This is a genomic window from Salinicola sp. V024 (assembly GCF_052645315.1).
Genome location: NZ_JBQXYB010000003.1, coordinates 359,461 through 383,016 on the forward strand (window position 1 = coordinate 359,461; position 23,556 = coordinate 383,016).

The window sequence follows — 23,556 nt, forward strand, 5'->3', positions numbered from 1 at the left end:
AAGCCTCGCGCGCTGGATGGGCAACGGAGCCGACATGAACGTTGGTCGTAATACCAAAGTATATTACGCCGCTAACGTTTCAGCTGTCGATAACCTGACGGACGGGGGCTTGCGCGCCAAACGGGATAGCGTATCGGCCGTTACGCGCTGCGCTTGAGGATAACCGGGGGAGTGGACGAACTTTTAGCCGTCACCGCGGCTCAGCAGTTCGAGGCGTTTGCCGCGATGGCAGTTGATCAGCGTCAGATTGCAGCTGCGCGCGACTTCGACCGCGAGCCGGGAGGGATACGAGAGCGTCGCCAGCGCCGGGATCCGCGCCCGAACGCTTTTCTGCACCAGCTCAAGACTGCAGCGGCTGGAGGTCATCACCAGCGCGGGCATGTTGCCGGCGATCAGACTGGCGCCGATCACCTTGTCCAGCGCGTTGTGGCGGCCGATATCGCGGCCCACCGTCATGATCTCGCCGATCTCGGACAGCCCCAGAGCCAGATGCACGCCGGGAGCGGACTCGTTTCGCAGCGCATCCAGCCCGGCGGCGATCGTCGTCGTCTCGGGCAAGGTCGTGGCCGGCAGGCGGGTCAAGCCGAACAGCAGCTGCGACTCCTCCTGCACCCCGCAGGCACCACAGCCGCTGGTCGATAGCGTCGCCCTCGCCTGGCTGCCGGCGCGTCTGGCAATCCGCTCGGCGACCCGCAGGCGGACCCGAAAGCCATGCCGGCTGGTTTCGATGTCGACGGCTTCGACATCGGCATAGCGATCGATCACTCCTTCACTGAACGCGAAACCAACGGCCAGCGACGCGAGTTGATCCGGCGTCGCCAGTACCGTGGCGTAAGCCGTATCGTTGAAAACGATGGAGACGGGCGATTCCTGCGGACCGGGCAGCGTATCGAGCGCCAGGCTGCTGGCATCCTCGAAAGCCGTCAACGGATCGAGCTCGCGCTGGGGATACTGCGAGGGGCTTTCGGTGCGAGAGGATAACGGCGCTGTCATAGGTCACTCCATTCCATCGACGGGCGTCGGGAAGCAGTGAAACGATATCACGGGTGGTAGACGACGCGGGATTTCTGGCGCGGGGTCGTGCTGACGTAAAGACCGGACTGGCGATACGATTAGTCTGACGATACGACTCGCCTGACGATACAACCGAAACGCCCGATCCTGGGGATCGGGCGTCGCGAACTCAGCTGGCGGCGTCTTGTACGGCTTCGCCACCGCTCTCGATGTCCTTGCCAGCGCCATCGACGGTGTTGCAGCCCGCCAGGATACCGGCACTGAACAGTGCGAACAGAGAGAAAGCAATTAGGCGTTTCATGGTGTCGTCCTCCTTAACGGTTTGGGCGGATGAATTCGTGGCTCATCCGGGCCGTTTTGTTATCGGCCTGTCATCAAGGTAGCAGAGAGTCGCGCAAAGGCGTACGACAACTTGTCTAACTGCCGGATTTGGCGTCTAAACTGCTACCGGTTACCGACTCGCCGTCAGCGGTTCTGGAGCTGGCGTTTCCCCCGTCATTCATCGTTCTCACTCGGAGGCTTCATGCCCACTTTCACCCTCGACTCGCGACTGCAGCAGGACAGCGTCCACGTCATCGATCTGGCGTTGTGTCAGGTTCGCCTCAGTCGGGATGCCCGCTACCCCTGGGCGATTCTGATTCCGCAGCGCGAGCGGGTCGTCGAAGTCTATGATCTGGGCGCCGACGAGCAGGCGACGCTATGGCAGGAAGCGAGCCAACTGGGGCAGGCGATGATGGGCCACTACGGCGGCGACAAGCTGAACATCGCCACGCTCGGCAATGTGGTGGCGCAATGTCATCTCCATGTGATCGTGCGCTTTCAGAATGACGCCGCCTGGCCCGGGCCGGTCTGGGGCCAGGGCAGCGCCGAAGCCTATACTGATGAAGCGCTCGAGAAGCGCCGTGCGGAGATCGCTCGGCTGGCGAAAGAAGCGGGTCTCGCGCGTTAGACGACGACGTTTAGAGGGCTCTGCGATCCCATGGGCCGAGTCGGCGGGTCAACCTCGCCCAGGGCCAAACGGACCGGGTATTTGACCGGACTGCTGCGTGCTGGAGGCATCGGAGATCGACCCGCCCAGCAAGGGTGGCGCGGCGGCCGGTCCCTGCTGCCACTGGGCCAGAGTCAGCGACAGGCCCAGTACCAGTATCAGCGCGCCCCCCGCCAGACCGACCCAGGCCTGCCACTGACCGCTGGCGGCGGTGGGCTTGAGATGACGCTTGACCCAGTCCCGCGCCAGCACGCTGAGCAAGGCCAGCGAGGAGACGGTCAGCGCCGTTCCCAGCGACATCGCCAGTACCGCAACGACGCCCTTGCCGAACTGATCCAGCAGTGCAGCCGCGCCCAGCAGCAGCACGGCGCCGCTGCAGGGCCGAATGCCGATCGACAGCACGGTCAGCAGCGCCACCCGCCAGTCTGCAGCCTCGCGCGGGTCGATATGATGTTCGTGCCCGCAGCCGCAATGCGCGTCATGGGCGTGGCGTGACGGCAACACCGGCCCAAGCGACGACTGACTCGATCTGGAGCCGGGCGTGACCGGCGTGAAGGCCGAGGTCACGGTCGCCGGGGCGGCGCCGATATGACGCGAACGCCATAGCCGGCGTAGCGAGCGCACGCAGAGCCAGAGTCCGACCAGCGAGACGATCACGAAGCTCGCTAGCTCAGCCTGATCGATACTGCCCATCGCCTGCCGGGTCAGCCATCCCAGCCCAAACACCAGCACCCCGATGATCGCGATCGCCATGACGCCCTGCAGCAGCGCCGCCAGCACCGATAGCCCCAGCGCGCGGCGCCAGGCGCCGCCCTGAGAGGCCAGGTAGGTACTCAGCACCACCTTGCCGTGACCCGGCCCCGCCGCGTGGAAGACGCCATAGCCGAAGCTCACGCCGAGCAGCACGCTCCACGTGGTGACACTCGGCGCGCGATTCAGCGCGCTGACCGCCTCGACCAGGGCGTGGTAGAGCTTGCCCTGCCAGAGCACGATCTGGACCGCCATCTGTTGCCACCATCCCAGCGCATAGCCGGCGATGCCGATGGCAGCCAGCAGTGCCAGCGGGATCAGCAATCTGGCCATCACGCTCAACCGGGACACGTGATCTCTCCGGTTTCGGCGAAGAACTGGCCCAGGTTGGGCTCGCCCTGCTGGGTCGTATCCAGCATCGAGGCCTCCATCACCTTGTCGGGATCCGGATCGGCCTTGAGAATCCGCGTATGGCAACCCTGAGGGGCATTTTCCAGCGTCAGCGCACCGGGCAGCGGCTGGGAGCCGTCGGCATTGGCCTCGTGGAGCATTTCAATGTAGTAGGTCGAGTCGAATATCCGATAGCGCAACGTCTGGCCCGCCATCGCCTGGGGTTTGGCCAACGGCAGCACGAAGCTGAAGATCAGGCGCTCGTCGCGATATTCGGTATTGGTATCGGTCACCGTTCCCTGGGCCACCGGCTTGCCGTGCAGCGTGATATGGGTGAGATGATCGTTCGTCTCGAGATTGTTGCGGATCTCGACACCCAGCGCGTCGAGGCGTTGCGCCATCGTGGTCTCGCCTTTCACTTGCGCCATGTCCTCCATCACCACCTGGCTGTAGAACGGATCCATGCGCCAGCGTTGGCGCAGAGCAGTCAGATCGCCCTGGCCGTCGAAGACGCCTTCGACGCTCAGGTCGACCCAGCCATGGGGATGCGCCATGCCCGTCGAAGGCGCCCCCGCCGAGAGCCCGATCGCCACGCCAATTCCCAGGCCACGCCAGCCGCGCAGCAGCGTCCATTTTCTCAAGGCAACAACCCCAGCCGATTCTGAACATCGATAAAGAGAGGATCGAGCTCGACCGCTTCCAGCGGATGCCCGCCGCGCCGACCGCTCAAGGTGAGATAGGTATTGCCGTTCTGCAGAACCAGCCCCGGCGGGCGTTCGCCACCGCTGGTGACTTTGGCGTGCATCTCGTAACCGGAGCGCGACGCCAGCACGGCATCGATCTGGCCCAGGTCGCCATCGCCATGACGAATCACGAACCCGCGCTCCGCCAGCATCGCGAGTGTCGCCTTGAGCGTCTCGTCGGCGGTCGCCTGCACCGCGATGCTTCTCGGCTGCGCCTGGGGCGACACCGCGCAGGCCGTCAGCAACAGGCTTGCGATCAGCAGGCTTCCGAACAACAGACCCGGCCCGACGATTCGTCGAACCCGGAATCGCCCATTGATGGCGTCATGCCGTGTCGTCATTTCACGATGGCTCATGGGGCCGCTCCCGCAGTGGGCTGGTTCAGGCGAGATTCGATATCCTGATGTAGCTGCTGGCAGAACGAGGGCTGGTTGTAGCTGCGCGCATCGATCAGATAGCCGTTGTAGTCGACCACCACCGAGTCACGATCGACCAGGGTGGTCGCGTCCGGCGTCACCACCGAAACACGCTCGATCTGGACCGGATCGGTGTTGTAGCCGCCGCCGAAGTTCTGGAACAGACCTAGCGAATAACCGTGCCGGCCACCCAGACCGAAACCGCCCCAGAAGCCGGTACGCCCGAACGGGCTGTTCACGGCGCCGAGGCCCGGCTGTGCGGTCTTGCGCTCGGCGCTGACCAGGCCCAGGGTGGCATCGGTGTCCAGGATCGCGTAGCCCTGGCTTTCGAGGGCGTCGCGGGTCGCCCGCAGACGCTCGAGCGAGTCTCCGCTGGCAGGCCAGCGACAGGCGCTCGGTAGCACGTCGCCGCCCGCCGACGAGGTAGGTCCCGGCGCCGACAGCGCCTGGCATCCGCTCAGTATCGCGAGCCCGATGCAGAGACTCGACCAGCGCCTAGCTCGACGAAATCGATCGTTCATGACAGCCACCTCGCAGGGATTGCGAACAGTGTTCAGCATGCCATTTTCCCGCCTGCCAATCCACGGTCCCCGGCGCTTTTCGATGTCGTCGAACCTCCATCATCCTGCGCCGGGGAGGCACGACGTCTGCGTCTCGCTAGTGTCTCGTTTCAGCCCCGCTTGTCTTTTGCCTAAGTCCGCTTGTGTCTCGTGTGCATCTCGATCGCGGCGCCCTGACGCGCCCGTCGCCGCCAACCGCGAACGACGTTATGCTGATCAGAGCCACAATCCGCCCCGATTCACTCCCAGCCGAGGATGCCATGAACATCGTCATCGCCCCCGATAGCTTCAAGGATGCGCTCTCCGCCCGCGATGCCGCCGCCGCCATCGCCGCCGGCCTGCGGCAGGAACTGCCCGACGCCACCCTCCATCAGTGCCCGATGGGCGACGGCGGCGAGGGGACGCTGGATGCGCTGCTGGCGGCGACGGATGCCGAGCGGCGTACGGCGACCGTGCAGGATGCGCTGGGGCGTGAGGCCACCGCGGCCTGGGGCTGGCACGAAGCCTCGCGCACCGCATTCGTCGAACTCGCCGAGGCCAGCGGCCTGCAGCAGCTCGAGCGCGGCGAGCGTACCGCGCTACATAGCACCACCTTCGGGGTCGGTCAGTTGATTCTGGCCGCGCTGGATGCCGGCGCCCGGTCGCTGGTGCTGACGCTGGGTGGCAGCGCCACCAACGATGCCGGTGCCGGCATGCTGGCCGCGCTCGGTGCGCGCCTGCTCGATCGCGAAGGTCAGCCGCTTCCCCCGGGCGGGGCTGCGCTGGCCGACCTGGAGACGCTGGATCTCGACGGCCTCGACCCGCGGCTGGCCGAGCTTGAAGTGCAGACCGCGGTCGACGTTGACAATCCGTTGCTCGGGCCGCGCGGCGCCAGCGCCATCTTCGGCCCGCAAAAGGGAGCGACGGAAGCCGATGTCGCCCGGCTCGACCGGGCGCTGGCGCACTTCGCCGATCTTGCCGCCAACGTACTCGACGTGGATTTCCGCGAACTGCCCGGCGCCGGTGCCGCCGGCGGCATGGGCTTCGCCGCTCGCGCCTTCCTCGGCGCCACCCTGCGCCCCGGCATCGAGCTGGTGATGGAGCAGGTTGAGTTCGACACGCTGCTGGCCGATGCCGACTGGGTCATCACCGGCGAGGGCCAGCTGGATGGCCAGAGCCTTTCCGGCAAGACGCCGATCGGCATCGCCCGTCGAGCCGAGCGCTTCGGCGTACCCACCGTCGCGCTGGTCGGGCGCCTCGGCGATCAGTGGCAGGACGCGTTCGAACACGGCATCACCGCCGCGTTCGCCCTGGCTGACGGCCCGATCACGCTGGATGAGGCACTGGCCCGCTGCGGCGAACTGCTGAGCGATCGCGCGCGCACGCTGGCCAGGCTCTGGCGGGCCGACACCAACCGATGAGGCACCGTCGGACGAACTCACGCGAGGCTTGTCTTTTGGTCATGTAGCCCTGATATAGGTAGATACGAAACACGCTTCGAAACGCGCTTAACATCCTGATAGAACGACGCTATCCAAGCCATACCGACACTTGGATGGGTCTGCGGAGAGCGCCCGGTTACACTCTCACCATCACTTTCCAGGAGAGATACCATGTCCGATACCGATACCAATGCGATAGGTCTGCACGCGTCCAGCGCCCAGCAGCTCGCGGAGCGACTCAACGGATTGCTGGCCAACTATCAGGTGTTCTACATGAACACCCGCGGCTATCACTGGAACGTCAAGGGCGAGCAGTTCTTCGAGCTTCACGCTAAGTTCGAGGAGATCTACACCGATCTGCTGACCAAGGTCGACGAAGTCGCCGAACGCATTCTGACCCTGGGCTACCAGCCGCTGCATGCCTACAGCGACTACGCCAAGATCTCCCAGATCCAGGAAGACAAGCAGGTCGCCGACGGCAAGCAGTGCGTGCGCGGGCTGGTGGAAGGTTTTCAGGTCCTGATCGAGCTCCAGCGCGAACTGCTCTCCCAGGCCAGCGATGCCGATGACGAAGGCACCGCCTCTCTGGCCAGCGACTACATCCGCGAGCAGGAAAAGACCGTCTGGATGCTCAACGCCTACCTGGGTTGATCTTCTTCCGCGCGAACCGATCGCTGTTGATGACCGCCGCCCACCCGGGCGGCGGTCTGCGTTTACGAGGCCGAGCCGTCATCAGGCGAGCGCGGATCGCGGCTGGAATCCTCGACCTGCCGTGATTCGCCGTCGCCTTCCGGTTCGCCCGGCTCGCTGTCGATATCGTCCTCGGCATCGCGAGTCAGATGCGCCGGTAGATCGCGCTTCATCCGCACGCCCAGCTTGTTGAGCGCCAGCGCCTGGCCGACCAGGCTGCCCTGGCCGGTCGACAGCCGCCCCATCGCCTGATCGTAACTGCCCTGCGCCCGCCCCAGATGCCGGCCCACATCCTCAAGGCTCGAAACGAACCCCTGGAACTTGTCGAGCAGCTTGCCGGCACGCTCGGCGATATGCCGCGCGTTCTCGTTCTGCCGCTCGAGATTCCACAGGCTCGCCACGGTGCGCAGGCTGGCCAGTAGCGTGGTCGGCGTGACCACGATAATGTCGCGAGAGAACGCGTCCTGAAACAGGCTTTCGTCATGCTGGAAGGCGACCGCAAAGGCCGGTTCCACCGGCATGAAAAGGAACACGAAATCCGGCGAGCGCAGTCCCGGCAGCTGCGGATAGTCACGCCCGGAAAGCGACTCGATATGGCTTCTCACCGCCTGCGCATGCGCGCGTAGCGCCTGCTCGCGCTCGACCTCGTCTTCGGCGTTGACGTAGCGCACATAGGCGTTGAGCGAGACCTTGGCATCGACGATCAGGTGCTTGTCGTCCGGCAGGTAGATGATCGCATCCGGACGCTGACGCCCGTGCTCGCCATCGATCGATACCTCGCGGCGGTATTCGATATCCCGCCGCAGACCGGAGCGTTCCAGCACCGACTCCAGCATCATCTCGCCCCAGTTGCCCTGCATCTTCTTGTCGCCTTTCAGGGCGCGGGTGAGATTGGCGGCTTCTTCGGTGATCTGGCGGTTGAGCGAAGCGAGCTGATCGATCTGCACCTTGAGCGTGGTGCGTTCGCGCACTTCCTGACCGTGGATCTCTTCGAGACGCTGACGAAAGCCGCTGACCTGCTCGCGAAACGGCTTCAGCAGCGCCTCCAGACTGTCCCGGCTCTGTGCGCTGTAGGCGCGCTGACGCTCGTCGAAAATGCGCCCGGCAAGCGATTCGAACTCGTGGCCCAGCCGCGTTTTCGCCTGCTCGAGTAGTTGGAGCTGTTCGGCATGCTGGTTCTGCTGCTGCTCGTGGCGGGTCTCCAACCGACCGTACTGCTCACGCAGCGTGGCCAGACGTTCATTGAGCGCCTCGAGCTGCTGTTCGCGGGCGACCAACTGCTGCTGAAGTTGGGCCTGACGCTCGCGAAGATCGTCCTGCTGGCTGTCGCTCTGGGCCAGCTCGTGCTCCAGGCGCAGGCACTGAGCCTCGCTGGCCTGCAAACGGGACTGGAGCGCGTCCCTCTCGCGCATGTAGCGCTGCCGCTGCCATAGCAGACCGACGCCCAACACCACTACCATCAATCCGAGCAGCGACACCATGACAAGACCGCCGCCCGACAGCCACTCCCCCGCTACATTCATCGTTTCGCCTTACTCATCGCTTTGCCTTCTTCTGACCTCGACGCCATTGCGGCGCCACCATCCGCAAGTTATTGACCCAGCGCAAGCCATGGCATCGAAAGCCCCGATTTTCCCTTGAACTTTATTCAGACTATCCCAAACTTTAGGAGTAAGCCGATACATGGACCGGGACGGCCCATGGGCTTGTGATTTATGGAAACATCAGCCGATATATCCAGCCGATTTATCGAGCCGATTTACCAGGACCAGGAGGTCAAGATGGCTCAGCAACTCAATGGCAAACGTGTCGCAATTCTCGCCGCCGATGGCTTCGAGGAATCCGAACTCTCCGCACCGCGCGCCGCGCTGCAAAGTCAGGGTGTCGAAACCCACGTGATCACGCCGGACGGCAAGGGCATCCGTGCCTGGGCCGAAACGGACTGGGGCGACACCTACGAAGCCGACAAGAGTCTCAGCGACGTCAGCGCTGCCGACTATCACGCGCTGGTACTTCCCGGTGGCCTGTTCAACCCGGACACTCTGCGTTTGAACGACACCGCGCTCAGCTTCGTCAAGGCCTTCTTCGAAGCCGGCAAGCCGGTCGCCGCGATCTGCCACGCGCCGTGGATCCTGATCAACGCCGAAGTCGTCAAGGGTCGCAAGATGACCTCGGTGCCGTCAGTCGCGCAGGATCTGAAGAACGCCGGCGCCGCCTGGGTCGACGAATCCGTCGTGGTCGACAGCGGCCTGGTCACCAGCCGCACGCCGAAAGATCTCGACGACTTCAATGCCAAGCTGCTGGAAGAGCTGGCCGAAGGGCGTCACAGCAAACAGCACGCCTGATCGCCTTCGGACATGGCTGAACGAACGCCCGCCTTTTGGTGGGCGTTCTTGCATCAGGCTCTCTCATTTTGTCCGATTCTCCGTCAGACTTTGCACGATGGCCCTTGAGTTCCCATACTCACGGTTAACCAAACCTAGGATTGCCTCTCATCGTGCCCCACTCTTCCGACATTTCCGCCGACACCTCTGCCAATAGTTCCAGCGACAGTTCTGGTGGCAATTCTGGTGAAAGCGCCGGTAGCAGTGCTGGCGGTGACAGCTCCGGAAGCCGTTACAGAGAGCGATCCCACGAGCGTTTCAGCGCCGATTCCGCTTCGGAATCGAATTCGCTGCCCCGGCTGTTCGTCGCCAAGCTCGTCCATTTCACCAAGAAGCTGGTTCGAATTTTCATCCGCCCCATGCGGGGAGACAAGGGTGAAGGCGGCGTCATCGTGCATCCGTATCGCGGCTATGGCTCGCATTCGGAAGCCTTCATCATGGGTCGCGTGTTTCGGCAACCCGGCCGGTTGGCGGGCTGGAAGCAAGGCGGTGTCGCCAGCGACCTGGTCGATGTCGCCCGCCGCGTCGTCAGGCACGGGGTCAGAGATGCCCGTGTCGATATCCGGATGGGCGCGACTCATGCCACCGTCACCACCGACCGTGACGGCTATTTCCACGCCCATGTCGATATCACCCACACGCTTCCCGCCGACGCGATCTGGCATACGGTCAAACTGCAGGTGGTCTCGGAAGACGACGCCATCAGCACCGAAACCGAAATCTATATTCCACCGGCCAGCACCGACCTGATCGTGATCAGCGATATCGACGACACCGTGATGTACACCGGTGTCGCCAACAAGCTGAAGATGCTCTATCGGCTGTTCATGGAAAAGGCCGATCGACGAACCGCCTTTCCCGGCGTCTCCGCCCTGTATCGCGCGCTCTACGGTGGTGCCGAAGAGAATCGCAAGCGCCCCATGCTCTACGTATCGCGGGGGCCATGGGCCATCTACGAAGTGCTCGAGACGTTCTTCAACATGAACAATATTCCGGTCGGGCCGATCCTGTTCCTGCGCGAATGGGGCATGACGCTGAAGCGCCCCTGGCCGCGTAAAGCACAGGACCACAAGTCCGATGTGATCAACAACATGCTGGCGCTCTACGATACGCTGCCGTTCATCCTCATCGGCGACAGCGGCCAGCGGGATCCCGAGGTCTACGCCGAAATCGTCAAGGCGCACCCGGATCGCGTACGCGCCATCTACATTCGCAAGGTCGACAACGACCCGGAACGAGATGCCGCGATCGAAGCGCTGGCCAACGAGGTCAAGCAGGCAGGGTGCGAGCTGATACTGGCCCACGACAGCGTCAGCATGGCGGAGCACGCGCTCTCGAAGGGATATATCTCTGAGGAAGGTTGCGAGGCGGTACGCGAGGACACGCGCCAACAGAAGCGGCAATAAAGCGTTGTTTGAGGCGTTACCGCCGTCCCGGTATAACGCCTTTTACAGACGATGACCCCTAATTCTCGGCGTATTGTTCTATGGAAATGAATTGATGCGGGTTAAGGCGCTAGAGACTTGATTATATTGCTTTTCTACGCGGCAACTAGCCTCTTGACTCTAAGATCTTTTCGATGCTGCTCGGCATGCCAAAGCTCATATTGAGACTGTTGGATTAGCCAGCTCTCTGACGAGGTATTAAAAGCAATAGAAAGCCGGATCGCCATTTCCGGACTAATGCCGGCCTTTCCATTCAGAACGGCACTTAACGTTTTTCGGGTTACGCCTAGCGCTTCCGCAGCTGCGGTTACTGATAGGCCAAGGGGTTCCAGACAAAGCTCTCGTATGACTTCACCTGGGTGGGGCGGGTTGTGCATCAACATAAGAGCACCTCAGTGATAATCTTCATAGTTCACTATCTCGGCGTCTCCATCGTCAAACCGGAAGGTCACGCGCCAGTTGCCGCTTACCGTCACCGACCAAACATCAGTCCGATTACCGGAAAGCTTGTGGAGTCGAAGGCCCGGCATTTCCCCTTAACTATTGTTTCCCTCGGTGCGATGGCTACTGAAAATGACCGTGTAATACTAGGAAGGCGCTTGGGGGAATGGGCTTTCACCCGCGGCGAGCGGTTCTCTTGAATTGCTGCGAGAGAACCGCTCGTCATGTTCAGCTTCAGGCGGCCTTGCCGGAGGCGATATCGGCCACCAGCGCCTTGAGGACTTTCCAGAACTCTTCGACGGATGAGAGCTCGGTACGCTCGGTGGGTGAATGCGCGCCGCGAATCACCGGGCCGAAGGAGATCATTTCCAGCTCCGGATACTTGCCGCCGATGATGCCGCACTCGAGCCCGGCGTGGATCACCTTGACCGCGGGATCCTCGCCCAGCTGTTCTTGATGCAAGCGACGGAAGCGCGTCAGCAGGGTGCTGTCAGCACTCGGCGTCCAGCCTGGGTAGACGTTCTCGACCCGCGTCTGGGCGCCAATCAGGCCGAACAGTGCGGTGAAACGGTCGGCGAGGTTGAGCGTCGCGCTATCGCGCAGCGAGCGGACCAGCGCGCAGAGATGGAAACGCCCGTTCTCCAGCGAGACCACGCCGAGATTGTTGGAGGTCTCGACCACGCCCGGCACTTCGACGCTCATGCGGTCGACGCCGTGAGGCGCGGCATGCAGGGCGGCAACCAGCAACTGCGTGGCGGTATCGGTCAGCGCTTCGGCCTCTTCGCAGGAGGTCGCGGCCGGTGACAGCGATAGCGTCACGCCGTCGTCCACGCCCGCCAGCTCTTCACGATAGAGCGCCTGCAACGTGACCAGTGTCTCTTCCACGGCCGGCAGATGATGCTCGTCGACGACGATGGTGGCGAACGCCTCACGAGGCAGGGCGTTGCGCAGCGTGCCGCCGTGGTAATCCACCAGGCGAATTTCCAGATCGCTCAGCCCGCGCAGTGCACGGACCAGCAGCTGGTTGGCATTGCCGCGCTCCTTATGGATATCCGCGCCGGAGTGCCCGCCGACCAGCCCGGTCAGGGAGATCTTGCGCATCACCTCTTCTTCGTCGCATCCGCGCATCGGCAGATCGGCATCGACGACGACATCGGCACCGCCGGCGCAGCCGATGTAGACCTCGCCCCGATCCTCGGAATCGAGATTGAGCAGATAGCGCCCTTCCAGCCAGCCTTCGTCCAGCGACAGCGCGCCCTGCAACGACGTCTCTTCTTCCAGCGTGAACAGCGCCTCGATCGGCCCGTGGTCTATATCATCCGCTTCAAGAATCGCCAGCGCCGCCGCCACGCCGAGACCGTTGTCGGCGCCGAGTGTGGTACCGCGGGCATGCAACCAGCCATCTTCGACGTAGGTATCGAGCGGGTCGTTGAGGAAATCGTGGGGATGATCGCTGTTGGCCTGGGTGACCATGTCGAGATGGCCCTGCAGGATCACGCCGGGTACCGACTCGCAGCCGGGGCTCGCGGCTCGGCGGATCCGCAGATTACCGTAGCCGTCGCGGTCGTGGGTCAGGCCGTTGTCGTCGGCCCAGCGTTCCAGAATCTCGACCAGTTTCGCTTCGTGACCTGAGGAGCGCGGCGTATTGCAGAGCGTACGAAAGTGGCGCCACACGGGCTCGGGAGAGAGTTGCAGCAGATGATCGTTCATGGTCGATTCCAGCCTCGTCGCGCGGCGAGCAGCTCGCCGCAACGGGTGTCGAAAGAGTGATGAATGAAATCTGAGCCGGCGGCGCGAACCGCGGCTCGTTTTGAGGTGCCAACACCTTACTCGTCTAGTTGCGGCTTGACCATATTGGGCTCGCCGTCGATCTTCCCACCTTTCTCACCGGCCTTCTCGCCCTCATTTTCGGCGATCCATGCCAGCAGGGTCGCCGCCAGCCGGCGCGCCGCGCCCTGCTGCTCACGCCGCCCCCGCGATGACAGTGCGCCGTCCCGATACTGGAACAGCGCCGCTACCGCGGCAGCCACGTGAGGCGCTTCCGTTAGATCCGGGTTCTCTCCTCCATCAGCCGAGAAACCGCCCGCGCGATCGACCTCCAGCGCCTGCGGAACGCTGGTCGGTGGCTGTTGCCGCCACCAAGCAAGCCAGGCCAGCCGCAGCCAGGGCCGCACCAGCGCCAGTTCACCGCCGCCCGCGGCAAACCAGGCGATTCGTTCCGGCAGATCGTCAGACAGCGATGCCACCGCCCCTTCATGCAGCCAGGCCGCCGCGACGAGGGGTTCGATGTCGCGTAGCTCGCTGGCCAACAGGTCCGGCAACTGGGAGACGTGGTCCGCGTTCATGCGAGCCATGGCCTGTTCGGCATCCAACGTCAGCCCGCGGCCCATCATCTGCGCCGGTTCGCCGCTGGAGGCCTCCCGCGTCAGCCCGATTCTCAACGTGCTGAAACCTTGCTGGCGCCAGAAATGAATCAGCGCCGGCTCGGCGCCGAAGCTCACACCCAGGCGATCGAGGCCATGACCCCGTACCGCGCTCGCAACCTGTTCGATCATTGCCGCACCCAGCCCTCGACGTCGGACGGCGGGATGCACCGCAATGCGCATGATGCGCCACCAACACGCGAGCGCGGCGGCCTCGAAACCGCCGTGGGTGGCCAGCGACTGTGCCAGCAGATGACCACGCGGGCGGCGCTGCCCATGATAGATGGCATTGGCCAGTTCGGCGTCGAAGCCGCCCTCCTGCTGGACCACGCACAGCCCCACCACGTGCTTTTCCCCGGCCTCGCCGGCAAAAGCCGCCAGCAGTTGAACATCGGGCCCATCCAGCAGCTGACGCAGATCGCTGGGCGAGGTGCGATAGTGGGCCTGCACCAGCAGCCCGAAGATCGGGTTCAACAAGGCCTCGTCCCCAGCCAGCGATTCCCGGTCCAGCCATTCATAGCTGACCGATGCTTCGCGCACGGCGTTCGAAACGGAATCGTCCGGCTCGATCTCGGCATCCAGACACAGCAGATCCCGAGTCAGCGTTTCCAACGGATCGCCGGCGCCCCAGCGGATCGGCGTCTGTAGCGTCAGCCGCTTCCACTCCGGCGTCAGCCGATCCAGCGCGTCGCGCAGTCGCACCTCGAACCCGCGCCCGGTCCCCTCGTAGCCGTGCACGGTCGTGGCGAAGGCGATGCGTGGAAAGCGGCGCAACCAAGCGATCAGCCGCGCGGCGGGAATCGCTGCAGCCTCGTCGACGAACAGCGTCGGCGGAGATTGTGCGTCGATATCGGCCGATGCCAGCGCTGCCGTCACCTGCTCAGGGAGCAGCCACTCCACGCAGCTCATGCGGCCATCCAAGGTGACCTCGAAACGGTTCGAGTCGCGACGGCCGTCGGGCAACAGCTGCGCCAGCCGTTCGAACACGGCCTCGACTGCAACGACACTCGACGCCGTGATCCACAGTCGACGCTCGCCTTGCATCAGGCGCCGCGCCGCCGCGATGCCCAGCGCGGCGCTCTTGCCACGGCCGCGGTCGGCGATCAGCACCACCGGGCGGCGGCGGCGCATCCGCGTCAGCCGCGACACCGCCGCTGCCTGATCCCGAGTCAGACAGTCGCTGTCGTCGACGCGCGCATTGATGTGAGAGTCCGGTTCGAACTCTGAATCGTAGAAGATCGCTGAAGACGAAAGCGGCAACGCGGTATCAGGCGGCCACATCGCCAGGTTGGCGCTGTCTCGGAGTCTTCCGGCGAGGCGTTGCAGGTAATGCGTCGACAGGGTTTCCGCCTCATGGGGCCAGTGCGCCAGCCGTCGATAGTCGGCATCCGGCAGCCAGTTTGCCCCGGTGGGCTTTAGCCAGTGCTTCGGCGTCAGCAGTACCAGCCAGCCCCCGGCCAGGACGGTGCCGCTGATGGCCCCGAAGGCGTCCGGGTCGAACCCGGATTGTGCGGAAACCGTATCGAACACCACCAGATCGTGCTCGCTGCCCAGTTGGCTGCGGGCGCGGGAAGCGCTCAATCGCGCCAGGCTTTCCGGCAACTCCGGCAGTTCGGGGCCGATCCACAGCGGCGATTGCCAATCGGCCGATGCGATCCAGGCCATCGCCTTGCGGATCGCATTCGAAGCGTCGTCGGCAATCCACAGCACGCCGCGCCAGCGCCGTCGGCTCAGGCCATCGCGGCGATCCGCCAGCCACTGGGTGAGTGCAGAGTCTGCCTGCGGCGTTGGAACGGAAGTCGGCGTCGACATGGGGCGACCTAGCCGAAAGCGCCGCCGAGATCGGGTTTCATCGTCGGGCAGTAGCGTGCGACGACCACCGCCAGCGCAATTCCGCCCAGCGTCAACGCCACCGGCAGCCAGCTGAACGCGACGCCGGAGGAGACGTAGAGATAGAGGAAGAACACCGCCATCACGCCGCCGCCCATCAGCCGACCGGCCTTGATACCGGCGAGATAGACGCTGGCCATTACGCCCGCGAACGGAATCAGCACGCTGAACAGATTGATCACGAACTCGCGTCCGCTAGCCGCCACGCCAGGCAGAATCAGCCGCGCCACCAGCTCCCAGGCCACCAGATAGATCACCACCGGTGCGGCAAAACTGCCGATCAGGCGCAGTACGGTACGGGTGGGTTCGTCGGCGCCGGGTTTGGAAGATTGGGGCGAAGGCATGGTGAGGATCCTGAAGGTCGTCGAGCGGAAGATGACGCCATTGAATCATCGACATCGCAGCCATGCACGCACGCGTTGGTCCGTCAGGCCGCTACTCAGCGCACCCGACAGCGACTGGCGAGAATGCAGTGCGTCTCTCAGTGCTCGATTTTCTTGAGCAGGAAAACCAGCGGCACGCAGAGCAGATAGATGCAGCCCAGCCAAAGGAAGATATCGTTGTAGGCGAGCACCTGGGCCTGAACGCCGAGACGCTGGCCGAGCAGCGCCACCGCGCTATGGTAAGGGTCGGCGACGTGGCCGATCAGCATCGACTGATAGTTGTCGATCTGCTGCTGAACCACGATTCTGCCCTCATTGAGCGCGGGAATCAGTTGATTCCAGTGATAATCCACGCGCCAGTCGCGCACGGTGTCGAGCATCGCCAGACCCACCGCGCCACCGAGGTTGCGCATCACGCTGAACAACCCGGCGGCGTTGCCCAGCTCCTGCGGTGGCAGCGTACCCATGGCAATACGCGACGCGGGAATGATGCACATGATCATGCCGATACCGCGCACGATCTGCGGCCAGAAGAACTGCCAGAAGCCCGACTCGCTGGTGAGATTCGAGTTCATTGCCGTGCCAATGCCGACCAGCGCCAGACCGATGAACAGCAGCAGGCGCAAGTCCACCGAGTTGGTCAGCCGTCCGATCAGGGGCGCGGTGAAGAACATCGCCACGCCGGTGACAAACATCACCTCACCGATCTGCAGGCTGGAGTAGCCGCGCACGCCCCCCAGAAACAGCGGCATCAGATAGACCAGCCCGTACATTGCAATCCCGACCACGAACACCAGTCCGGTGCCGATCGAGAAGTTGAGATTCTTGAACGCATGAAGATCGACGATGGGGTGCGCGTAGGTGAACACCCGCCGGAAAAAGCCGATGCAGGAAGCCGCGCAGAGCAGCGTCATCCACACGATCAGCTCACTCGAGAACCAGTCGTCGCCAGGGCCCTCCTCGAGCACGAATTCGAGGCTACCCAGAAACAGCGCGATCAGAATCAAGCCCCGGAAATCGAGGGTCTTGCCGACGCGGGCATCGCCCTTGTCGATGTCGAGAAAGCGCCACACTGCCAGCGACACCAGCACGCCAGGGACGACGTTGATGAGAAACAGCCAGTGCCAGCTGAAGATTTCGGTCAGATAACCGCCGACGGTAGGACCGATCGACGGTGCCAGCGTCACCACCATGCCGATCACACCCTGGACCGCGCCCATCGCCCGACGCGGAAACAGCGTAAAGCTGATCGCCTGGGTAATCGGGATCATCGCCCCGCCCATGAAGCCCTGGATCGCCCGCAGCACGATCAGTTGCTCGATACTCGTGGCGAACGCACAGCCGAGGCTGGCCAGCGTAAAGCCGACACAGGAGATGACGAAGGCAACACGGGTGGAAAGCCAGCGCATCAGCACGCCGGAGAGCGGGATCATGATGATCTCCGCCACCAGGTAGGAGGTCTGGATCCAGGAAATCTCGTCGCTCGAGGCCGAGACGCCGGCCTGGATCTCGTTCAGCGAGCTGGCAACGATCTGGATATCCAGGATCGCCATGAACATGCCGAACACCGCCGCGATGAAACCGAAGCGGTAATGCCAGGAGGGCATCTCCTGCGGACCGGCCCCCGAAGGCGGTGCCACTTCACTCATGACCGACACTCATGACCGACACTCATGACCGATACTCACGGCAGACATTTTCATGACAGACATTCGCGACAGCACTCATGAACGATAGGCATGATCGACACGCACGGCGCTGATTCACGACTTATCGTCGACGGCGCGGTCCGAACCGTCGTCGAGATGCGGGCCGGGATCGAAATAGATCGCCTGGCCGTCGACGCTGCGGGTATCCACCGAGGGCACGACAGAAAGGCCGGACTGCAGCCGCCATAGCTGATCCTTGGGCTCCGTGACGCGAATCTTGACCGGCACGCGCTGGACGATCTTGTTGAAGTTGCCGGTGGCGTTGTCCTGCGGCAGCAGGCTGAACTGGGTGCCGGTGGCCGGCGCTACGCTGTCGACCTTGCCCTTGAACTCGATATCCGGGTAGGCATCCACCTCCAGCGACACCGGCTGACCGACGCGCATCCGCCCGATCTGGGTTTCCTTGTAGTTGCCGACCACGTACGCGGTCTGTACCGGAACCAGCTGCATCAGCGTCAGCGACGGCTGGGCCAGATCGCCGGGCTCGACGCTCAGATTTCCGATCACGCCATCGCGTCTGGCGACGATACGGGTCTTGTCCAGCTGGCTCTGGGCGTAATCGATATCGGCCTGGGCGGCATCGCGGTTGGCCTTGGCGCTGTCGATCGACGCCCGGTCGGCAGACAGCCGGCGTTTCGCCGATTCGACACTGGCCTGACGCGCCGCCAGCGTCGCCTGGGCGACTCGCAGCGAGGCCTGGTCGTCCTGCAGCTGCTGGCGCGAGGCGTAATTGTTCGCCGCCAGCGACTGCGAGCGCTGAAGATGCTGTTGCGCCTGGGACACGTCCGACTGTGCCGCTGTCACCTGCGCCTGGGCTTCGTCGATGCTGGCCTGGTCGAGATCGACCTGACGCTCGGCCTGGGTCACGTTAGCAGTGCTGACGGCCAGCTGCGCCTGGGATTGCGCCAGCTGGCTGCGGGTATCGCGGTCGTCGAGCTGGACCAGCAGATCGCCCCGTTCGACGCGCTCGTTGTCGTCCACCGCCACTTCCATCACTCGCGCGCTGACTTCGGCCCGCACCGCCACGGCGTCGGTATGCACGTAGGCGTTGTCCGTCTCGACGAAATAGCGCCCCGTGTGCCACCAACGCCACACGAGAACCAGCGCCACTACCAGCACCACCAGAACGATCACCGCCGAATAGATTTTCTTCTTGATCTTCATGCAGAGCCTTTTTTCATGCCAGTGGCGCACGCCCACTCAATGTGTAGTGTAGACTACACTATCTTTTAAAAAACGCCATCGCGTATCAGAAAAAACCGGCCGGGCCGGCACGAGGAAGCGCCATGTCATCGACATCTCCCAAGGATTCACCGCCAACGACCGAACGCGGCCGCCAGCGCCGGGACGCACTGCTCGATGCCGCACAGCGGCTATTTCTCGAACGCGGCTACGGCCAGGTCAGCGTCAACGATATCGTGGCCCACGCCGGGGGCTCGCTGACGACGCTCTATCGCCACTTCGGCAGCAAGGAAGGCCTGTTCCAGGCGATGATCGAACGACGCTCCCATCATATCTACGACACGCTGACGGCCGACGGCATCGACGAGCTGCCGATCCAGGTCGCGCTGGAACGTCTCGGCATCGATCTGCTGGTCAAGATAATGGACGAGGAAACCCTGGGCATCTATCGCGAGGTCGTCGCCGAAAGCCCGCGCCAGCCGTTGCTGGCGCGGCTGTTCTTCGACGGCGGTCCGGGTCGCGTTCGACACGCGCTGGCGGACTACCTCGAGCGCCGGGTGCAACGGCAGCTGCTGCCAGCGTGCGACAGCGTCGAACTCGCCGGGATCTTTCTCGGCATGCTGCTGGGCGAATGGCATCTGATCCGGGTCCTGCAACTGGAATCGCCGCCCTCACGGACGGCGATCGAAAACCGGGTCAAACGCTGCGTCGAGCTGTTCCTGAACGGAACGGGCGACACTCGCCGCTAGGACGCAGCCAGTAGCGCTTCTATCGTGATCGGCAGATCCCGATAGCGTTTGCCGGTGGCGTGATAGATCGCATTGGCGATCGCCGGCGCCACCCCGGTAAGACCGATTTCGCCGACGCCCCGGCCCCCGAATTCGTTGTGCTTGAAGTCCGGGTAGTCGAGCAGCTCGACATCGATGTCCGGCGCATCGGCATGCGTCGGCACGATGTAGTCGGCCACGTTGGCATTGATCAGCCGTGCGTCACGCGGGTCGTAGTCGAGCTTCTCGAGAAGCCCCATGCCGAGCCCCATGACAATGCCGCCTTCGACCTGATTGCGCGCCGTCGGCGGATTGATCGCCCGGCCGATGTCGATGGTGGAAACGACCCGGGCCACGCGCACGCGCGAGATCTCGGGATCGATCCGAATCTCGACGAAATGCGCGCCGAACGAGCGGAAGCTGTACTCGCTTCGTTCGTCCCCCGGCGCCGCGCTCCCCTTGCCGTTGACGCTAGAGAGCTTGCCGGTCTCGAGAATCTCCTCGAAGCTCACGCGGCGCTTGCCATCGGTAAGACCGCCCTGCTCCGCCTCGAGCGAATCGGCATCGCTGCCTTCGAAGGCGCCGCCGCTGCCGGTCGCCACTTCCTTGATCGCATCCAGCGCGTCGCGTACCGCGGCGGCCACGGCCGGCAGCACCGTGGCTGTCGCCATGGAGCCGCCCGAGAGCGGTCCGGCCGGCAGGCTGGTCTCGCCCAGCTTGACCTCGATACGCGAGAGATCCGCACCGGTCAGCTCGGCGACGGCCTGCGCCACGATGGTATAGGTGCCGGTGCCGATATCCTGGGTGCCGCAGGCGGCGAACAGCGAGCCGTCGGCGCGCAGTTCGACCCGCGCCTCGCAGGGCTGACGCCCGGCGGACCAGGTACACGACGCCATGCCGTAGCCGACGATCTCGTCACCGTCGCGCATCGAACCGACGGCCGGATTGCGTTTGTCCCAGCCGAACCGACGGGCGGCACTGGTGAGGCACTCGTCGAGATGCTTGCTCGACCACGGCAAGCCGCTGGCCGGGTCCTGCTCGGCGTTGTTCTTCTGGCGCAGCTCGACCGGGTCCATGCCCAGCTCGACCGCCAGTTCGTCCATCGCCGTTTCCAGCGCGAAGATACCCGAGACTTCACCGGGTGCGCGCATCGGGCAGGGCGTGCCGTGATTCACTTCGAGCACGCGCTGGCTGGTCGAGACGTTGTCGCAGGCATAGAAGCTCGGCGTGGCACTGCCACAGGCATCGACGTACTGATGCACCAACGATGTCTCGGTGGTGCTGTCGTGGATTACCGAGGTCAGCTTGCCGCTGCGATCGGCGCCCAGGCGAACGCGCTGGCGCGACGCGGGACGATTGCCGCCACCGGTCATGTCCTGCTGGCGTGGCAGTACCACCTTGACCGGCCGGCCGGCCATGCGCGCCGCCACGGCGGTCGCCACGGCATGGGGCCACATGAACAGCTTGTTGCCGAAGCCCGAGCCGATGTAATGCGAGATCACCTCGAGATTTTCCTGGGCGAGCCCGAAGATGCGCGCCATGGCATTGCGCTGGAAGAAGACGCCCTGGGTCGATTCATGCACCACGAGGCGCTTGCCGTCGTCGCGCCACTCGGCGAGCGTCGCGTGCATCTCCATCTGCAGATGGCTTTCGGCCGCGATTTGATAGGTCGAGTCGACTTTCACCTCGGCACCCCCGAACGCCGCCTCGGGGTCGCCGCGGGACGTGCCCGCGCTCTCCTGCAGTTCGCCCTGGGCGTCGGTGTGCAGTAGACCGATGGCGGCACCGTCCTCTTCCTTGTACCGGGCGATGACACGATAAGCGGCAGCCCGTGCCTGCTCGAAGGTTTCCGCCACCACGAGCGCCACGTACTGGCCGTGATAGTAGATGCGCTCGTCCTCGAACGGCAGGCGCACTTCGCTGACCATATCGCCATGGGCCATGGAGTTGGGCGAGCGGTGCAAGTGCTCGAAGTGACCGTGGTGAAGGATATCGACCACGCCCGGCATGGCCAGGGCGTCATCGAGTTCGAGCGATTCGAGCACGCCGTTGGCGATCGTCGCCGGCACCGGATAGCCGTAGAGCATGCCCTCGGCCAGCAGTTCGCCAGTGTAGCCGGCGCGGCCGGTCAACTTGTATTCACCGTCGATGCGCGGCGTTCGCTGGCCGACCACGCGCGGCTTGTTGAGTGCGGATTGCGTCAAATCGTTCATGCCTGGCCCTCCTGTTTCTCGTCCTGTCGGGCGAGACGCGTCGCCTCGCGCAGCGCACGGATGATGGATTGTCGCGCCAGCGGAATTTTGAACGCGTTGTGCTCGAGCGGTACGGCATCACGCAGGGCAATATCCGCCGCACGCTCGAAAGTCGCCATTTCGGCGGGTTGGCCGACCAGCGCCGCTTCGGCCTCGGGACAGCGCCACGGCTTGGTGCCGACGCCGCCGAGCGCCACCCGCGCTTCACCGATCATTTCGCCATCCAGCGACAGCTGCGCCGCCGTCGAGGCCAGGGCGAACTCGTACGACGCCCGGTCCCGCAACTTGAGATAGTACGATCCCGCCGGGACCAGCGGGGCATCCAGGGTGATGGCGGTGATCAGCTCGCCATCGGCCAGATCATGTTCGATATGCGGGGTATCGCCGGGAAGACGATGGAAATCCTGGAACGCCACTTCGCGCTCACCCTCTGGCCCACTCAGCGTCAGCGTCGCGCCGATGGCGGCCATCGCCACGCACATGTCGGAAGGATGCACCGCGACGCATGCATCGCTGCCGCCCAGAACGGCGTTCAACCGATTGAGACCGTGCCGGGCGTCGCAACCGCTGCCCGGTTCACGCCGATTGCAGGCCGCGGCGGGATCACGATAGTAAGGACAACGGGTCCGTTGCATCACGTTGCCGGCCGTGGTCGCCATGTTGCGCAACTGGGTCGAGGCGCCGGCCAGCAGCGCCTGAGACAGCACCGGATAGTGCTGCTGGATGTCGGGGTGGTGGGCCAGATCGGTGTTGGTCACCAGCGCCCCGATCTGGAGACGGCCATCATCGAGCCATTCGACGTTCTTGAGCGGCAGCGTATTGATATCGACCAGTTCGCTGGGGCGCATCACGTCGAGCTTGACCAGATCCAGCAGCGTCGTACCGCCTGCCACGAAAGCCGCGGTGGGCGTCGTCTGATGTGCGGCTTGCTCAATACTGTCGGCACGGGAATAGGCAAAAGTTCTCATGCGACGCCCTCCTTGCGGGGAGCGGTCGCATCGTGGGCCAACTGCACTCGGGCCTGCTGAATTGCGGTCAGGATGTTCTTGTACGCGCCGCAGCGACAGATGTTGCCGCTCATCGCCTCCTTGACCGAGGCGTCATCGGTGCCGATGCGCTCATCTTCCAGTAGCGCTGCCGCGGACATCATCTGGCCCGGGGTGCAGTAGCCACACTGGAAGGCGTCGCACTCGAGGAAGCTCTGCTGCACCGGATGCAGCTCTCCGTTTCGCGCCAGTCCTTCGACGGTGGTGACGTGCTGCCCTTCGCACATCACCGCCAGCCGCAGGCAGGAATTCATCGCCTGGCCGTCGATCTGCACGGTACAGGCGCCGCACTGGCCATGGTCGCAGCCTTTCTTGGTACCACCGAGCCCGAGCTGCTCGCGCAGCACATCCAGCAGTACGGCGTTAGGGGCCACCTGCAAGGTTAGTGGCTCGCCATTGAGCGTCAGATTGAGTGACTGCGTCTCGGAAGACGCGGTCCGGGAATGCACGGAATCATCCATCATGCCGGCTCCTCATCAGGGGATCGAAAACCACGGCAGCGAGGCGCGTCACTGCGCCATGCCACGGTTCGTTGTCTGGTTCGTCTGGTGTGGTGGACGTGCGATTGAACAAGCGCTTTTCGTCACGGAACTTTGTCACAGAACTTTGTCACGGAACTTTGTCACAGGACTTTTTCACGAAGTCATGGGGCGGCTGGCGTT

23 protein-coding genes are annotated in these 23,556 nt (G+C 63.9%); 6 read left to right on the forward strand and 17 right to left on the reverse strand.

Going from position 1 to position 23,556, the window contains the following annotated elements:
- Positions 1–183 precede the first annotated feature (183 nt).
- A complete protein-coding gene (locus tag ACUN9V_RS07560; protein ID WP_445510944.1) occupies positions 184–993 on the reverse strand; it encodes a formate dehydrogenase accessory sulfurtransferase FdhD in 810 nt (269 codons plus the stop codon).
- Between the two features lie 190 nt (positions 994–1,183).
- Positions 1,184–1,315 (reverse strand): entericidin A/B family lipoprotein, encoded by a 132-nt coding sequence (locus ACUN9V_RS07565; RefSeq protein ID WP_075562204.1) that lies wholly within the window; start codon positions 1,313–1,315, stop codon positions 1,184–1,186.
- 222 nt (positions 1,316–1,537) lie between these two features.
- Between ACUN9V_RS07565 and ACUN9V_RS07570 the strand changes: the two genes are divergently transcribed.
- A complete protein-coding gene (locus ACUN9V_RS07570) occupies positions 1,538–1,963 on the forward strand; it encodes an HIT domain-containing protein (RefSeq protein WP_445510945.1) in 426 nt (141 codons plus the stop codon).
- A gap of 48 nt (positions 1,964–2,011) precedes the next feature.
- Here the strand turns inward: ACUN9V_RS07570 and ACUN9V_RS07575 are convergent, their stop codons facing one another.
- From ACUN9V_RS07575 to ACUN9V_RS07590, 4 genes are read right to left on the reverse strand one after another with little or no spacing between them, the layout of a single operon-like run.
- Positions 2,012–3,103: a nickel/cobalt transporter gene (locus ACUN9V_RS07575; RefSeq protein WP_445510946.1), complete on the reverse strand. Its 1,092-nt coding sequence runs from the start codon at positions 3,101–3,103 to the stop codon at positions 2,012–2,014.
- Positions 3,091–3,783, reverse strand: a complete 693-nt coding sequence (locus ACUN9V_RS07580; protein ID WP_445510947.1) for a DUF1007 family protein — start codon at positions 3,781–3,783, stop codon at positions 3,091–3,093. Before ACUN9V_RS07580 ends, ACUN9V_RS07575 begins: the two co-directional genes overlap by 13 nt.
- Complete coding sequence (locus ACUN9V_RS07585) at positions 3,780–4,241, reverse strand: hypothetical protein (protein ID WP_075562200.1); 462 nt, start codon at positions 4,239–4,241, stop codon at positions 3,780–3,782. The genes ACUN9V_RS07580 and ACUN9V_RS07585 overlap by 4 nt, the downstream gene beginning before the upstream one ends.
- Positions 4,238–4,822 carry a hypothetical protein gene (locus ACUN9V_RS07590; RefSeq protein ID WP_445510948.1) on the reverse strand — a complete coding sequence of 195 codons (585 nt, stop codon included), beginning with the start codon at positions 4,820–4,822 and terminating at the stop codon, positions 4,238–4,240. Before ACUN9V_RS07590 ends, ACUN9V_RS07585 begins: the two co-directional genes overlap by 4 nt.
- 299 nt (positions 4,823–5,121) lie before the next feature.
- Here ACUN9V_RS07590 and ACUN9V_RS07595 point away from each other — a divergent pair, with 299 nt between their 5' ends.
- Positions 5,122–6,261 (forward strand): glycerate kinase, encoded by a 1,140-nt coding sequence (locus ACUN9V_RS07595; protein WP_445510949.1) that lies wholly within the window; start codon positions 5,122–5,124, stop codon positions 6,259–6,261.
- Between the two features lie 192 nt (positions 6,262–6,453).
- Positions 6,454–6,933 carry a Dps family protein gene (locus ACUN9V_RS07600; protein WP_075562198.1) on the forward strand — a complete coding sequence of 160 codons (480 nt, stop codon included), beginning with the start codon at positions 6,454–6,456 and terminating at the stop codon, positions 6,931–6,933.
- A 62-nt stretch (positions 6,934–6,995) separates the two neighbouring features.
- Here ACUN9V_RS07600 and rmuC read toward each other — a convergent pair whose 3' ends face one another.
- The gene (rmuC, locus tag ACUN9V_RS07605) at positions 6,996–8,495 is read right to left on the reverse strand and encodes a DNA recombination protein RmuC (RefSeq protein WP_445510950.1); all 1,500 of its coding nucleotides are present in this window, start codon (positions 8,493–8,495) and stop codon (positions 6,996–6,998) included.
- 258 nt (positions 8,496–8,753) lie between these two features.
- Between rmuC and ACUN9V_RS07610 the strand changes: the two genes are divergently transcribed.
- Positions 8,754–9,317 (forward strand): type 1 glutamine amidotransferase domain-containing protein, encoded by a 564-nt coding sequence (locus tag ACUN9V_RS07610; RefSeq protein WP_075562253.1) that lies wholly within the window; start codon positions 8,754–8,756, stop codon positions 9,315–9,317.
- Between the two features lie 152 nt (positions 9,318–9,469).
- Entirely contained in the window at positions 9,470–10,762 is a 1,293-nt protein-coding gene (locus ACUN9V_RS07615; RefSeq protein ID WP_445510951.1) for an App1 family protein, read from the forward strand.
- Between the two features lie 134 nt (positions 10,763–10,896).
- Here the strand turns inward: ACUN9V_RS07615 and ACUN9V_RS07620 are convergent, their stop codons facing one another.
- The 7 genes from ACUN9V_RS07620 to ACUN9V_RS07650 form a co-directional block, all read right to left on the reverse strand.
- The gene (locus tag ACUN9V_RS07620) at positions 10,897–11,184 is read right to left on the reverse strand and encodes a HigA family addiction module antitoxin (RefSeq protein ID WP_075562196.1); all 288 of its coding nucleotides are present in this window, start codon (positions 11,182–11,184) and stop codon (positions 10,897–10,899) included.
- A 9-nt stretch (positions 11,185–11,193) separates the two neighbouring features.
- On the reverse strand, positions 11,194–11,331 hold the full coding sequence (locus ACUN9V_RS07625) for a type II toxin-antitoxin system RelE/ParE family toxin (protein ID WP_445510952.1): 138 nt from the start codon (positions 11,329–11,331) through the stop codon (positions 11,194–11,196).
- Between the two features lie 145 nt (positions 11,332–11,476).
- Positions 11,477–12,952: an aminoacyl-histidine dipeptidase gene (locus tag ACUN9V_RS07630; protein WP_445510953.1), complete on the reverse strand. Its 1,476-nt coding sequence runs from the start codon at positions 12,950–12,952 to the stop codon at positions 11,477–11,479.
- 116 nt (positions 12,953–13,068) lie between these two features.
- Positions 13,069–15,477, reverse strand: a complete 2,409-nt coding sequence (locus tag ACUN9V_RS07635; RefSeq protein ID WP_445510954.1) for a tRNA(Met) cytidine acetyltransferase TmcA — start codon at positions 15,475–15,477, stop codon at positions 13,069–13,071.
- An 8-nt stretch (positions 15,478–15,485) separates the two neighbouring features.
- Complete coding sequence (locus tag ACUN9V_RS07640) at positions 15,486–15,899, reverse strand: hypothetical protein (RefSeq protein ID WP_075562191.1); 414 nt, start codon at positions 15,897–15,899, stop codon at positions 15,486–15,488.
- A 137-nt stretch (positions 15,900–16,036) separates the two neighbouring features.
- Positions 16,037–17,587, reverse strand: a complete 1,551-nt coding sequence (locus ACUN9V_RS07645) for a DHA2 family efflux MFS transporter permease subunit (RefSeq protein WP_445510955.1) — start codon at positions 17,585–17,587, stop codon at positions 16,037–16,039.
- Positions 17,588–17,701: 114 nt separating this feature from the next.
- Positions 17,702–18,811 carry an HlyD family secretion protein gene (locus tag ACUN9V_RS07650; protein ID WP_445510956.1) on the reverse strand — a complete coding sequence of 370 codons (1,110 nt, stop codon included), beginning with the start codon at positions 18,809–18,811 and terminating at the stop codon, positions 17,702–17,704.
- A 122-nt stretch (positions 18,812–18,933) separates the two neighbouring features.
- Between ACUN9V_RS07650 and ACUN9V_RS07655 the strand changes: the two genes are divergently transcribed.
- A complete protein-coding gene (locus ACUN9V_RS07655) occupies positions 18,934–19,578 on the forward strand; it encodes a TetR/AcrR family transcriptional regulator (RefSeq protein WP_075562188.1) in 645 nt (214 codons plus the stop codon).
- Here ACUN9V_RS07655 and ACUN9V_RS07660 read toward each other — a convergent pair.
- Genes ACUN9V_RS07660 through ACUN9V_RS07670 form a run of 3 tightly spaced genes read right to left on the reverse strand, consistent with a single transcriptional unit; the run spans position 19,575 to position 23,358 of the window.
- Entirely contained in the window at positions 19,575–21,809 is a 2,235-nt protein-coding gene (locus tag ACUN9V_RS07660; protein WP_445510957.1) for a xanthine dehydrogenase family protein molybdopterin-binding subunit, read from the reverse strand. The genes ACUN9V_RS07655 and ACUN9V_RS07660 overlap by 4 nt on opposite strands.
- Positions 21,806–22,816 (reverse strand): FAD binding domain-containing protein, encoded by a 1,011-nt coding sequence (locus tag ACUN9V_RS07665; protein ID WP_445510958.1) that lies wholly within the window; start codon positions 22,814–22,816, stop codon positions 21,806–21,808. Before ACUN9V_RS07665 ends, ACUN9V_RS07660 begins: the two co-directional genes overlap by 4 nt.
- A complete protein-coding gene (locus ACUN9V_RS07670) occupies positions 22,813–23,358 on the reverse strand; it encodes a (2Fe-2S)-binding protein (RefSeq protein WP_445510959.1) in 546 nt (181 codons plus the stop codon). The genes ACUN9V_RS07665 and ACUN9V_RS07670 overlap by 4 nt, the downstream gene beginning before the upstream one ends.
- Between the last annotated feature and the right edge of the window lie 198 nt (positions 23,359–23,556).

What these genes read in the sequence shown, in the direction of transcription:
- ACUN9V_RS07560 (WP_445510944.1), bottom strand. Translation starts at nt 993, where the DNA reads ATGACAGCGCCGTTATCCTCTCGCACCGAAAGCCCCTCGCAGTATCCC.
- ACUN9V_RS07565 (WP_075562204.1), bottom strand. Translation starts at nt 1,315, where the DNA reads ATGAAACGCCTAATTGCTTTCTCTCTGTTCGCACTGTTCAGTGCCGGT.
- ACUN9V_RS07570 (WP_445510945.1), top strand. Translation starts at nt 1,538, where the DNA reads ATGCCCACTTTCACCCTCGACTCGCGACTGCAGCAGGACAGCGTCCAC.
- ACUN9V_RS07585 (WP_075562200.1), bottom strand. Translation starts at nt 4,241, where the DNA reads ATGAGCCATCGTGAAATGACGACACGGCATGACGCCATCAATGGGCGA.
- ACUN9V_RS07590 (WP_445510948.1), bottom strand. Translation starts at nt 4,822, where the DNA reads ATGAACGATCGATTTCGTCGAGCTAGGCGCTGGTCGAGTCTCTGCATC.
- ACUN9V_RS07595 (WP_445510949.1), top strand. Translation starts at nt 5,122, where the DNA reads ATGAACATCGTCATCGCCCCCGATAGCTTCAAGGATGCGCTCTCCGCC.
- ACUN9V_RS07600 (WP_075562198.1), top strand. Translation starts at nt 6,454, where the DNA reads ATGTCCGATACCGATACCAATGCGATAGGTCTGCACGCGTCCAGCGCC.
- rmuC (WP_445510950.1), bottom strand. Translation starts at nt 8,495, where the DNA reads ATGAATGTAGCGGGGGAGTGGCTGTCGGGCGGCGGTCTTGTCATGGTG.
- ACUN9V_RS07610 (WP_075562253.1), top strand. Translation starts at nt 8,754, where the DNA reads ATGGCTCAGCAACTCAATGGCAAACGTGTCGCAATTCTCGCCGCCGAT.
- ACUN9V_RS07620 (WP_075562196.1), bottom strand. Translation starts at nt 11,184, where the DNA reads ATGTTGATGCACAACCCGCCCCACCCAGGTGAAGTCATACGAGAGCTT.
- ACUN9V_RS07625 (WP_445510952.1), bottom strand. Translation starts at nt 11,331, where the DNA reads ATGCCGGGCCTTCGACTCCACAAGCTTTCCGGTAATCGGACTGATGTT.
- ACUN9V_RS07630 (WP_445510953.1), bottom strand. Translation starts at nt 12,952, where the DNA reads ATGAACGATCATCTGCTGCAACTCTCTCCCGAGCCCGTGTGGCGCCAC.
- ACUN9V_RS07635 (WP_445510954.1), bottom strand. Translation starts at nt 15,477, where the DNA reads ATGTCGACGCCGACTTCCGTTCCAACGCCGCAGGCAGACTCTGCACTC.
- ACUN9V_RS07640 (WP_075562191.1), bottom strand. Translation starts at nt 15,899, where the DNA reads ATGCCTTCGCCCCAATCTTCCAAACCCGGCGCCGACGAACCCACCCGT.
- ACUN9V_RS07645 (WP_445510955.1), bottom strand. Translation starts at nt 17,587, where the DNA reads ATGAGTGAAGTGGCACCGCCTTCGGGGGCCGGTCCGCAGGAGATGCCC.
- ACUN9V_RS07650 (WP_445510956.1), bottom strand. Translation starts at nt 18,811, where the DNA reads ATGAAGATCAAGAAGAAAATCTATTCGGCGGTGATCGTTCTGGTGGTG.
- ACUN9V_RS07655 (WP_075562188.1), top strand. Translation starts at nt 18,934, where the DNA reads ATGTCATCGACATCTCCCAAGGATTCACCGCCAACGACCGAACGCGGC.
- ACUN9V_RS07660 (WP_445510957.1), bottom strand. Translation starts at nt 21,809, where the DNA reads ATGAACGATTTGACGCAATCCGCACTCAACAAGCCGCGCGTGGTCGGC.
- ACUN9V_RS07665 (WP_445510958.1), bottom strand. Translation starts at nt 22,816, where the DNA reads ATGAGAACTTTTGCCTATTCCCGTGCCGACAGTATTGAGCAAGCCGCA.
- ACUN9V_RS07670 (WP_445510959.1), bottom strand. Translation starts at nt 23,358, where the DNA reads ATGATGGATGATTCCGTGCATTCCCGGACCGCGTCTTCCGAGACGCAG.